The organism is Microcystis sp. M_QC_C_20170808_M9Col, assembly GCF_007095495.1.
In the GTDB taxonomy this organism is placed as follows: Bacteria; Cyanobacteriota; Cyanobacteriia; order Cyanobacteriales; family Microcystaceae; genus Microcystis; species Microcystis aeruginosa.
In genome coordinates, this window is the sequence record NZ_SFBZ01000166.1 from 1 (window position 1) to 11,921 (window position 11,921).

Sequence of the window (11,921 nt, forward strand, 5' to 3'; positions counted from 1 at the left end):
TGACTTCTGGTACTTGTTCAATTTCTAAGTCTAAAGCTTGGGCAATTTGTTCTACACTTAATCCTAAGACCGATAAACGGGGAATAGAGTTTAATTTAGCGGTTAATGCTCCTTCCTCTAAAATATCTTGATAGATGACGGATTCTCTCATAATCTCACTCCGAAGGATTTTTTTAATCGTCTCTCGATTTAATGCTAACCCGGCGAGAATACTGGTGGCGGCAGCGAGATTGATTTGCACCTGTTTGTCGAGGACGGTTAAGGAGAGGGGAGAACCCAATAACCAAGTGGCTAGATCATCGGAGAAGTTTTCGGCAATAAATTTACAAATATTATCAAACATTGCGAGCGTTCTGCCTTTGTAATTACTACCATCCACATCAATAAATTCAAGATTACTTGCTATCAATTCCTAAACAATTAAGCTAAATAAACCCCCGATCATTAGTAAAAGTCTTTGATTTCATGGTAATCTTTGACCCAAGCTTACGAAATATTATATCACCGATTAAGATAGATCATGATTTAATCTTGTTTTAAGTTCACAAACATAATTAACGGTAGCATGATCTGTCTTAATAATTAACTTTACTTCAGCCAATAATTGACCAGATATATAGGTTTCATCTTGAATAGTTTCCTGAAAATTAGGTAAGGATTCCAGACAGGTCAAATATTTATAAAATAGGAGATTTTTGGGCTACATAAGCAATAGAAAGTTACCTTTTTTCTAAAATTAGTAAATATTCGGATTTCATGCCATCAGGATTTTTATTCTTGCGAGATTTGAATAATTGTCTGGTTTTAATTCTATCCTCAAAGACGCTATCAAAAATAAAGCCATTTTCCTGAAAATATTCCTGTAATATTCGCCAAGTTTCTACTTCCACCCCATCCACTTTCGGATTACCGACAAAAATGCAAGCTTTCCCAGCTTGTTTTAATTTTCTGGTGGCATTTTCTAAAGCATTGATAGTGTGACAAAAATAGGAATCGAGTATTTTATGTAAATTCTCTTTCTCTAAACTCGATCTCACTTGATTTAAGGTTTCGGTTTCGATTAATCTGGTAGCCTGTCGGTAGGGAATTTCTAGCTTAGAGATTTTTTGCACTTCTTTTTCTGTATATCCTAACCAATATAAATCTAGTTTTGCTGTTCTGATATATTCCTGTGCTTGCAGATAGGGGGGTGAACTAATTAAACAATCTAACTCTAAATTTTGATCGATCTCAAAAGTGGCACTATCTACTCCCCCATAAAAAAGCACTTGATTACAATTATGCCAAGTTACGGTAATATATTGATTGACGCTGGTTAAAGTTTCAAAACTCATCTCTTTAATCGTTCGTTTTAATTCCTCTTGCCAATCTCTTTGTAATAGTTCCTGTATATCTGATTTTTTGTATTTCGATTGAAATAATTTAGGTTTGGTATGTTCTGCATAGGAAAACTGTTTACTAACTTTCACTAAAACCGCTTGAATAATCTGGGAATACAAATCAGGTTCTAGACTTTTTTGACCTGCCCAAAGTTTCTGCAAAACTGCTAAAATATCCTCTGGATACCAATAGTTTAAATTTGACCACTGAGGGATAAATTTATCCTTGCTGGCAAAAACTTCTAAGATTTTTTTATCTAACTCTGAGTAACTCAATGGTTCTTGATGTTCTGTAATTTTAATCGGTATAATATGGTTTAAAAGATAATTCAGGTCAGTTAAAACCGCATTTCTTTGAGAAAGTTTAGCCTCTAAACCCACCGTACCTGAACCAGCAAAAGGATCGATAATCCAATCATCCTTTTTCGTGTAGTTATCAAGGCAAAATCTCACCACTTGGGGAATAAATTTGGCAGGATAATAATAGATGCCATGGGTTAGATAACTGGTGCTGGTGATTTCTGGTACTAAATCTCGAAAAGAAACTAATCGCGGGGTTCCCCGATTAAATCCTTCTAAATTGTTAAAAGCGAAAAGTTCTAACTGCATGATTCAGCTATCAATTCTCCCTAGGGTGGACAGGCCAATTAAAATAAAGATTAAACCCTTAGTCGATCAATATTCTAACTTATCGTCCCTTAACCTAACCGAGAACTCAACTTTTTTACTTTTTACTTTTTACTTTTTACTTAACGTGATATACTGCCAGAGGAAAAAATGACGTTTTAATTAGTCTGCGTGAATAGCCAATCCTCGACGATCATAGAACAGGTTAGAGTCCTTGACCCCCTGACAGAAACGGATCGCATTGCCGATGTCTGGATTGAGGAGGGGGTAATTAAAGCGATCGAATCTCAGCTTCCCCCAAGAGAAAATAGTAACTATATTTCCGGTCAAAACTGTATTTTTGCTCCCGGATTAGTCGATCTCTACAGTCATTCCGGGGAACCCGGCCACGAGGACAGAGAAACCCTTGCATCTCTGATCCAAGCTGCCACGGCCGGAGGCTGCACCCGGTTGGCAATTCTCCCCAATACTCTCCCCCCCCTCGATCACCCCGCACTCATTAGCACATTACAGCAAAAAAGTCAAGGGTTTTTTGACTCAAAATCGACTCGTCTGCATTTTTGGGCAAGTCTCACCCTGGGAAGACAAGGGCAAAAAATGACGGAATTAGCCGATTTAATGCCTGTAGCGGTGGGTTTTACCGATAATCGCAGTCTGGAAGATTTGGGACTGCTGCGGCGCTTATTGGAATACCTAAAACCCTTCGGTAAAAATATCGCCCTTTCCCCCGTAAATCAGCAATTAAAGGGTAATGGAGTCATGCGTGAGGGAGAAACCTCGATTCGCTTCGGTTTACCCGGAGATCCTGCTATTTCCGAAACCACTGCTTTAGCCACAATTTTAGAAATCGTCGGCGAAATTAATACACCTGTTCACATAATGCGAATTTCTACCCGTCGAGGAGTGGAATTAATTCGCGAGGCAAAAATGCGGGGATTGCCGATAACCGCTAGTGTGACGTGGTTGCATCTGCTCTTAAATACAGGATCGATCGCCAGCTATCATCCCAGTTTACACCTCGCTCCACCCTTGGGCAACGAAAGCGATCGCAAGGCGTTAATTGCGGCAATTAAGGAGGGAATTATCGATGCAATCGCGATCGATCATCGTCCCTATACCTACGAAGAAAAAACCGTCTCTTTTGCAGAAGCACCCCCCGGCGCGATCGGGTTAGAATTAGCTTTACCGCTACTCTGGGAAAAATTAGTAATAACCGGGCAATTATCAGCTTTACAATTATGGCAAGCGCTTAGTCTCAATCCCTGTCATTGTTTACAACAAAAACCGGCATCTCTCAACCCGGGTAATCCCGCAGAAGCAATTCTTTTTCATCCCCAAGCAAGCTGGAAAGTAACGACAAATAATCTTCACTCCCTCAGTCATAATACTTTCTGGTTAAATCAAACAATTACGGGAAAAGTCTTAGAAATGTGGAATTTTTAAAGGGTGGCCAATTTCTATCTTGAGACTCTCCTAGTTTTTTGGATAATGATCAGCTAGAATTCTAGAGAGAACTAGAGTAATGCCATGGAAAAAGAACTGGTATCGGAAAAGCGCGGTTATCTACTTCGCACGGTGGCAGAAGCTAAAGAAATTGTCCTTAATTGGTTGCGAGAAATAAATTTAGTTAATGCGATTAAATTAGGTTTACCAGAAGTGGATGACAGATATCATATTTGGCGAATTCCTCTATGTAATGACCAGAAAAAAACCGTTGGGGAAGTGGTGATCGATGCCTACACCACCGAAATTTTAGCCGATAGGACAACCCGGACTGAAATTATTATCGCTCGTCTGTTAAAACAGGATGAATCTAAATTAGAAACCCGCAAGAAAACCAAAAAAGAATACAAGCTTTCCTCTCTGAGAAATACCATCGGATTTGGTGATTGTAGTGAACTTTTGGAGGAAATGCCAGCAGAAAGTGTTGATTTAATCTTTACCTCACCACCCTATTTTAATGCTCGCCCGGAATATTCGGAATTTGAAGAATACGAAACCTATCTATTGAAGCTGCGACAGGTGATCAGAAAATGTCATCGAGTTTTGAGTGAAGGGCGTTTTTTTGTCATTAATATTTCTCCCGTGCTGTTGCGTCGTGCTTCCCGTAATCAAGCTTCTAAACGTATTGCTGTCCCCTTTGATTTGCATCGAATTTTTATTGAGGAAGGTTACGATTTTATTGATGATATTATTTGGCTAAAACCAGAGGGAGCAGGGTGGGCAACTGGTAGAGGGCGCAGATTTGCTGCCGATCGCAATCCTCTCCAATACAAAACTGTGCCGGTGACTGAATACGTTTTAGTCTATCGTAAACACACGGATTTACTCATCGATTGGCATATTCGCAATCATCCCGATCAAGAAGTAGTAAAAGCCTCAAAAATTGCCGATGGTTATGAACGCACTAATGTCTGGAAAATTAACCCAGTCACTAACTCAAAACATCCCGCCGCTTTTCCCGTAGAATTGGCAGAAAAAGTGATTACCTATTACTCTTTTAAAGGCGATGTGGTTTTAGATCCCTTTGCCGGTTCAGGAACCGTGGGACTAGCGGCCGCTTCTTTAGATAGACGTTTTGTTTTATTCGAGAGTAATTTTAATTATATTGAACTGATACGAAAGCTAATTACTGAAGGCAATAAGACTGATTTAGACTCAGTTATTTTGCTTAATTGTCCGTTAGAAAACTAACAATGAGCGAGGTAAACACCATGACAGCCAGTAAAAGTCACGCTTATTTTACTCCAAAAGACTATCTGGAAATAGAGAAAATTAGTCCCATTAAACATGAATATATACAAGGGCAAATCTTGGCGATGGCCGGGGCAAGTAAAGCCCATGTTATCATCACAGGTAATCTTTCGGCTCAATTAATTAATCATTTACGGGGTAGTGGTTGTCTTGCCTACGCTACCGATATGAAAGTGCGTCTCCCTAGCTTAAATATCTTCTATTATCCCGATTTTGCCATTACTTGTGACCAACGAGATCGAGTTTCCCAGGAAGATTTTATCCTGCATCCGCGAGTGATTATCGAAGTTTTATCCGACTCCACGGCAGCCTTTGATAGAGGCGATAAATTTGCCGATTATCAAACTATCCCTGAATTAGAGGAATATCTACTTATCGAGCAAAAACAAGTCCTAATCGAACAATATCAACGTCAATCTAATAACCTCTGGATTCCCCATATTTATCACGCGGGAGATTTAATCACTATTAACTGTATTAACTTTTCTTGTCCGATAGAAATTCTTTATCAAAACCTAGAAATTCTTAGCTAGAATCTTGACCGTAAAAATAGTAAAATGGGGTCAGGTATTAGGATAAATTTCCCCTATTTCCTAACCCCCCAACAACTTAGATAATTAACCCCGTTGTCGAGTATTGATCACCTCACCGGCTGCATTAACTAACTCTAGCTGTAGCGGCATTTGTCCCATAGCGTGAGTGGAACAACTTAAACAGGGATCATAGCAACGAATACCCGCTTCCACCCGGTTTAACATCGCTTCGGGAATTTCGCCACCATGGATATAATGTTGGGCGATTTGTTTCACCGTTTGATTCATGGCCAAATTATTATTACCCGTGGCAATAATCAAATTCACCGTTTCAATCAAACCATTTTCATCCACTTTATAATCATGGAATAAAGTACCCCGGGGCGCTTCACTAACTCCCACCCCTTGCAGATTATTAATTCCTGCTTCGGCCCGGCAGCGTTGAGAAACTATATCGGGATCGTCGATTAAAAGTTCGATACGCTCTAAACAGCCTAAAATCTCCACTAATCGGGCATAATGATAGTAAAAAGAAGAGGTTGCTACACCACCGACCCGATGGCGATATTCCCGTAACTCGATATCCGCCCCCTCCGTGCCAAAATGGGAACAAACATTTAAGCGCGCCAACGGACCAACCCGATAGATACCGTTGGGATAACCGAGAGGTTTATAGTAGGGAAACTTTAAATAAGACCATTTTTCTACTGATTCGCCGATATAATCGCGATAATTGTCTTCGCTGAGGTTATCGGCCACAATATTGCCTTGACTATCGGTAAAACGAATATGACCGCCGTAGTGTTCCCACTCGTCCCGTTTACCGACCAATCCCATAAACAGGGAAGGGAAATTACCAAAAGCGGCGATTTCTGTGGTTAAATTGTCTAGAAGTCCTTTAAATAGGTTTAAGGCCGTGTAAAGAGTCGCTTTAGACTCCGGCAGTCGTTCTTTAATCCATTGTCGCCCTTCTTCGCTCAGGGGAGAACGCACACCTCCCGGGACAGACCAAGCGGGGTGAATTTTTTTCGCCCCCAAAAGTTCAATAACTTTCTGTCCAAATTGACGTAAACGGATGCCCGCTCGCGCTAGGTCGGGATCGGCCGCGATTAAACCGAAAATATTCCGTTTAGCGGCGTCACTTTCCCAACCAAGCAGAAAATCGGGACTGCTAAGATGGAAAAAGCTTAAAGCATGGGATTGGGTTAACTGTCCCAAATTCATCAAGCGCCGCAGTTTTTCACCCGCAGGGGGGATTTGCACCGCTAGAATTTTATCACCAGTTTTGGCGGCACAAAGTAGGTGACTAACGGGGCAAATGCCGCAAATTCGGGCAGTAATTCCCGCCATCTCCCACATCGGCCGTCCCTCGCAGAATTTCTCGAAACCGCGATACTCGACCACATGAAAACGCACGTCATCCACTTCCCCCCCATCGTCAAGGAAAATCGAGATCTTGGCATGGCCTTCGATCCGGGTGACGGGATCGATAACGACGGTTTTAGTCATAGTAAGTCCTCATTGTTCAGGAGTTCCACAGAACGGTATTGTGGAGAGTGCGATCGAGCTTGGTTTCAACGATAATTTATCCCGATCTCCGCCCTGCTGTCTCTATGATAGTTATTACCCCCCTAGCAATCCTAATTTTTATAACAATTTTTCCCGATTCTCAATGGCAGCTAATTTGGCATTTTGTAGCAAATACTACAGAAAATAGTTCGGAAATCCGCAATGATTATCTCTCACTTTGCTGGTGTTGATCGGTCATTATATATATAGAAGTCGGTTCTCGTCTGTCAGTTTTCAGCTTGGTTCTGCTTTGCTCTCAAAGCTGAGGGCGAAAAGGTCGAAAGTCGGCCAGATTGTTTACAGCTAATCGGGAAAATCACCTTGTTGTTTTGTAATCTTACCTAACAGTATCAGCGGCACTGCCGAGGATTCAGGAAAAAGCGACCCAAAAACAAGCGATTGTAGTTGATAGTCCTACACTATAATACTTTTGTTCTGGATGTTGAGAAAAAAGCATAAACTTAACATCATACCAAAGAATGAATTAACTTTGAACCTTTAGGGGATTGCCCGCGTCTAAAGGCGCAGGATACAATCAAAGAAATTCCGATCAAACTCATACCGACTTCAGATAAGCCAGACTCACCCGCGAGTCGGAATAGTAACAGACTTTTTCTGTGTCAAGGAGTCACCACCAAACCAATGCCCACCGCAAAAACCAACCAAACTCAATCACAGCCCACCCTCAATGCCGATATGGTGCGTACCTATCTGCACGAAATTGGGCGAGTTCCCCTCCTAACTCACGAACAAGAAATTATTTACGGCAAACAAGTCCAACGGATGATGAGCCTGTTAGAAGCGAAAGAAGCACTATCGAAGCAATTAGGACGGGAACCACAGCGCTTGGAGTGGGCGGATTCGGTGAATTTAAGCGAAAATGAACTGGATCGAGCCTTGAAGACCGGCGATCGAGCTAAACGGAAAATGATTGAAGCTAACCTCCGCTTGGTGGTTGCGATCGCCAAAAAATATCAAAAGCGGAACATGGAATTCCTAGATCTAATTCAAGAGGGTAGTCTGGGATTAGAAAGAGGTGTAGAGAAATTTGATCCCACCAAAGGTTATAAATTTTCTACCTATGCTTACTGGTGGATTCGACAAGCAATTACTCGTGCGATCGCTCAACAGGCCCGCACCATTCGTTTGCCCATCCATATCACCGAAAAACTGAATAAAATCAAAAGAACCCAGCGCGAACTCGCCCAAAAACTGGGGAGAAGTGCCACCCCTGCCGAGATTGCCCTGGAATTAGAGCTAGAACCCGCTCAAATCCGCGAATATCTCAGTATGGCCCGTCAACCCATCTCCCTTGATGTGCGCGTCGGCGATAACCAAGATACGGAATTGTCGGAATTATTAGAAGATAGCGGAGTTTCCCCCGATACCTTCATCACCCAAGAATTATTACGGCAAGACTTAGCCAATCTCCTGGCCGAATTAACTCCCCAACAACGGGAAGTAATTACTCTCCGGTTTGGTCTAACCGATGGTAAAGAGTTATCCTTAGCCAAAATCGGCCAGAGAATGAACATCAGTCGGGAACGAGTGCGACAATTAGAACACCAGGCCCTAGCTCATTTACGCCGTCGCCGGGCCAACGTCAAGGAATATATTGTCGCTAGTTAGTAAGATTAGCAAATAACCAAGAAGGAGAGTTCAAGCTCTCTTTTTTTTGGGTTTAATTAATATAAAATCCCGATTAGTTTTCACCTGTGGCAGTTCCTTCATGACTAGATCAACAGAAACAGCGACCCCAACACTATACGAAGAAGATTTTTATCTCTGGCTAAAAACCACGGCAGAACAATTAAAAAAAGGCCAGTTTGCCGAGGTGGATTTAGACAATTTAATTGAGGAGATTGAATCGATGGGGAGAAGTGAAAGACACGCGCTCAAAAGTCTTTTAACTCGTCTCCTAGAACATTTACTCAAATTAACTTACTGGCAATCGGAAAGAGACCGGAATGGTAATCATTGCAATGGAGAAATCAATAATTTTCGGGCAGAAATTCAAGATTTACTGGAGGATAGCCCTAGTTTAAAGCCCTATCTTCGGGAGATTTTTGAGCCATCCTACCATACAGCTTTAGAGGCCGTCCGGAAAAAAATGGGTTTATCCCCCGGCGGTTTACCCAGTCAGATAATTTTTAATCTCGAACAGGTTTTAGATCACCAATGGCTGCCGATCGATTGGGAATAAACTATTGACTATCTAATACTAAATCTGGTTATTAAAGACTGATTATTTATTCCCCCTTTTGCCTCTTGCCTATTGCATGAGTGCCTGTCCTGATAAGTAGCCTATATTCAACGGATTTAGTATAAATTACTCCTTGATCGCTAAACAGTCATCAGTGAACTGAAAACTCAAATCTGATAACTGATAACTGATAACTGATAACTGATAACTGATAACTGATCTGGTTTTACTCAAGCAACTTCTTCAGCAGGGCGTCCACTTCCTCCAGGCCGGATTGATTATTTTTCAGCACATAAACCGCTCGCGCTTGCTTAAAAGCTTCCGCAGCCTCTCTTTTTCGTCCCCGGCCCGCGTAGGCCCGACCGAGATTAAGATAGACATCGGCGTTATTGGGGGCAATTTCGGCCAAATCTTGATAGGCGATAATTGCTGCAAGATAATCTTTTCTGGCCAGATGGATGCGACCGATTCCCGCTTGTGCTTCCAAAGATTGGGGTTGCAGGAAAACAGCCCGACGATAAAAGGGGAGAGCCTCGTCAAAACGCTCTTGTTTTTCGAGTAAAATCCCTATTTTTAGCTGAATTAAAAAATTTCCTGCACTTTGTCGCTCTATTTCCTTTAAAATTTGGGTTCCACCATTTAAATCGCCCTGTTTGAGCAAAAGGCTGGCCAGTTGCAATCTTAATTCACTATTGTTAGGGAATCTTTGCAGGGATTTTTGGAGAAAATCGAGGGCTTCAGTGCTTTTATTCTGTTCGATCAAGGCTTTACCCATGATTTCGTGGGCTTGCTGATTATTGGGGTCGAGAGCTAAAACCCATTGGTAAACTTCGCCCGCTTTAGCATAGTTTTTTTGGCGTAATAACACCACCCCTAAACCGAGGTAGTGTTGGACGTTTTTCGGTTCTATTTGGATAGCGTAGTAGTAAGCGGTGGCTGCATTGTCATAATCACCGATATTAGCCAAACTATAACCGAGAGCATGGAAAAAGTCGGGATTACTCGGATCGAGACTTAAAGCTTTTTGGTATGCTTGGGCGGCGGCGTTATAATCCCCTTGCCGCGTTTGTAAAAAGCCAATCCCAGAGAAAATTTTGGCATTATTGCCATCAAGGGCGGCAGCCCGCTCGTAAATGGCTATAGCTTCCCCATAATTGCCATTTTTGACCAATTGCCGCGCTTGACGCAGTAGTTCGTTAACCTGTGAATCCTTGCTCACGATTGCCCCCGCCGGATTATCAGCGATCGCAATTGAGGCAGAGAAACAGCCCCCCGCGAGAAGACCGACGAGCAAGATTAAACGGGTAAATTGTTTCATCGCTTTACCTTTGTTAACGATTCTTAATTAAAGTTTATTGTAAATGGTATTGACAAAAATCAACTATTCTGCATCACCCTTGGACGAGATTATTGCGGGCCTCTTGGGCGACTTGGGCGCTTTTGTCGCCGGTTAACTGGGTCAAAACAGCGATCGCATCTTGCCCCCCTAAGCGGCCTAAAGCTTGAGCGAGACGATAGCGCAGTTGCCAGTCATCATCACTAGCCAAGGGAACGAGTAAAGAGACGGCGCGAGGGTCGCCTAGTTCCCCGAAAGCACTAACAGCGGCCGTTTTTACCAATTCATTATCGGAGTTTAGGGCGATTTCGAGCAGTTCAAAGCCCCGGGGTTCCCCCAACTCGCCCAAAGCGGCCACAATGCTAAATTGAATTAACCAGTCGGAGGATTGTTGATAGACAGCCACCAGATCATCGTAGGCTGCCGTTAATTTTAACCCCCCGATCGCATCGGCCGCGGCTGCTTTCACGTCCGCTTCGGGATCATGCAACAAGCGATCGCGTAGAATAGTTAAGGCCAGATCAAGATTCTGACGGCCGAGGATATCTAACTGACTTACCGCCGAATAACGCACTCTAGCGTTACTATCCTTAATTAAAGGCTGTAACATCTCGAAGGCGATTTCTGGGGCTAAATAACGCAGTTGATTAACTCCCGATAAGCGATCGCCATAATCATCGGAATCGAGCAGCCGTTGCACGGATTCAGGGGAATAATTCATAATTTGATGACACCCTTAACAATTGGACTGGTATTAATTGTCCCATGAATAGTTATCGACTCCTGACTATTTTGATCATGTTTAGTTCCCCGGTTTTTTGGGGCTGTAGTCCTCCCTCTCCCCTTAAAAAAGAACCTACGGCCGAGATGATCGTTTCTCCTTCTCCCAGTCCGATTATTCCCCCATCAGACATTAAGGCCGCTAATCGTTATCGTCAATTGGGATTACAGTATCGTCAACAGGGAGATTTTATCAAAAGTATTGAGGCTTTAAAAAAATCGGTACAGTTAAACCCCAATCATCTAGACGGGAGAGTAATTTTAGGCTGGACACAACACCTAGCTAAACAACCTTTAGCGGCACAAACAACCCTCGAAGAAACGATTAAAATTGCTCCCGATCATGTGGCTGCTTATAATGCTTTGGGTATTGTTTATCTTGTCGGTGGTCATCTTGAAAAGGCCGTAGTTACGCATACTAAAGCCGCTAATTTAAAACCCGATAATGAAATTGCCTACTATAATTTATCCCTCGCCTATCATCGCCTAAAAGATTTTGATTCAGCTATTACTAACGCTGAAAAAGCAGTTAAATTAGAGCCGAATAATCCCCATCCTCTTGTGGCTTTGGCAATGATTTATTTAGAACAAGGTGATAGTAAAAAAGCGCAGGATACCTACAAAAAGGCTAGGGATTTAGACGGTCGTTATCGACAAAAATGGTTTCTGGCACACCTGAAGGAAGCGGGTTTTAGTCAGGAGCAAATTCAATTAGTCGAAAAGTTACTATCTGGTTAGAT

Annotated in this window: 11 protein-coding genes and 1 pseudogene; 6 read left to right on the top strand and 6 right to left on the bottom strand. The window is 42.3% G+C overall.

Translation table 11 applies throughout. The features are described from left to right. From EWV68_RS09740 to EWV68_RS09750, 3 genes and pseudogenes are all read right to left on the bottom strand, one after another. Positions 1 to 259: pseudogene (locus EWV68_RS09740) on the bottom strand (Rpn family recombination-promoting nuclease/putative transposase); the annotation flags it as partial. Between the two features lie 249 nt (positions 260 to 508). After that, the gene (locus tag EWV68_RS09745) at positions 509 to 673 is read right to left on the bottom strand and encodes a hypothetical protein (protein WP_012264827.1); all 165 of its coding nucleotides are present in this window, start codon (positions 671 to 673) and stop codon (positions 509 to 511) included. A 46-nt stretch (positions 674 to 719) separates the two neighbouring features. After that, positions 720 to 1,988 carry a DNA methyltransferase gene (locus EWV68_RS09750; RefSeq protein ID WP_287169640.1) on the bottom strand — a complete coding sequence of 423 codons (1,269 nt, stop codon included), beginning with the start codon at positions 1,986 to 1,988 and terminating at the stop codon, positions 720 to 722. Between the two features lie 189 nt (positions 1,989 to 2,177). Here EWV68_RS09750 and EWV68_RS09755 point away from each other — a divergent pair, with 189 nt between their 5' ends. The 3 genes from EWV68_RS09755 to EWV68_RS09765 all read left to right on the top strand — a co-directional run bounded on the left by EWV68_RS09755 (position 2,178) and on the right by EWV68_RS09765 (position 5,293). Continuing rightward, positions 2,178 to 3,449, top strand: a complete 1,272-nt coding sequence (locus EWV68_RS09755) for a dihydroorotase (protein WP_287169642.1) — start codon at positions 2,178 to 2,180, stop codon at positions 3,447 to 3,449. Between the two features lie 84 nt (positions 3,450 to 3,533). After that, positions 3,534 to 4,700 carry a DNA-methyltransferase gene (locus EWV68_RS09760; RefSeq protein WP_287169644.1) on the top strand — a complete coding sequence of 389 codons (1,167 nt, stop codon included), beginning with the start codon at positions 3,534 to 3,536 and terminating at the stop codon, positions 4,698 to 4,700. Positions 4,701 to 4,720: 20 nt separating this feature from the next. Further along, a complete protein-coding gene (locus tag EWV68_RS09765; RefSeq protein WP_061431417.1) occupies positions 4,721 to 5,293 on the top strand; it encodes a Uma2 family endonuclease in 573 nt (190 codons plus the stop codon). Between the two features lie 84 nt (positions 5,294 to 5,377). Here EWV68_RS09765 and EWV68_RS09770 read toward each other — a convergent pair whose 3' ends face one another. Then, positions 5,378 to 6,802 (bottom strand): Ni/Fe hydrogenase subunit alpha, encoded by a 1,425-nt coding sequence (locus EWV68_RS09770; protein WP_061431264.1) that lies wholly within the window; start codon positions 6,800 to 6,802, stop codon positions 5,378 to 5,380. A gap of 702 nt (positions 6,803 to 7,504) precedes the next feature. Here EWV68_RS09770 and EWV68_RS09775 point away from each other — a divergent pair. Then, complete coding sequence (locus tag EWV68_RS09775; protein ID WP_002760224.1) at positions 7,505 to 8,491, top strand: RNA polymerase sigma factor, RpoD/SigA family; 987 nt, start codon at positions 7,505 to 7,507, stop codon at positions 8,489 to 8,491. 100 nt (positions 8,492 to 8,591) lie between these two features. Continuing rightward, positions 8,592 to 9,065, top strand: coding sequence for a DUF29 domain-containing protein (locus EWV68_RS09780; protein ID WP_287169645.1), 474 nt, complete (start codon positions 8,592 to 8,594; stop codon positions 9,063 to 9,065). Between the two features lie 226 nt (positions 9,066 to 9,291). On the opposite strand, the gene EWV68_RS09785 is transcribed toward EWV68_RS09780, so the two are convergent. Further along, positions 9,292 to 10,383, bottom strand: coding sequence for a tetratricopeptide repeat protein (locus EWV68_RS09785; RefSeq protein ID WP_287169647.1), 1,092 nt, complete (start codon positions 10,381 to 10,383; stop codon positions 9,292 to 9,294). 73 nt (positions 10,384 to 10,456) lie between these two features. Continuing rightward, entirely contained in the window at positions 10,457 to 11,122 is a 666-nt protein-coding gene (gene nblB / locus EWV68_RS09790; RefSeq protein WP_287169648.1) for a phycobilisome degradation protein NblB, read from the bottom strand. 44 nt (positions 11,123 to 11,166) lie between these two features. On the opposite strand from nblB, the gene EWV68_RS09795 reads away from it, so the two are divergent. Then, a complete protein-coding gene (locus EWV68_RS09795) occupies positions 11,167 to 11,919 on the top strand; it encodes a tetratricopeptide repeat protein (RefSeq protein WP_287169649.1) in 753 nt (250 codons plus the stop codon). Positions 11,920 to 11,921: the final 2 nt, after the last annotated feature.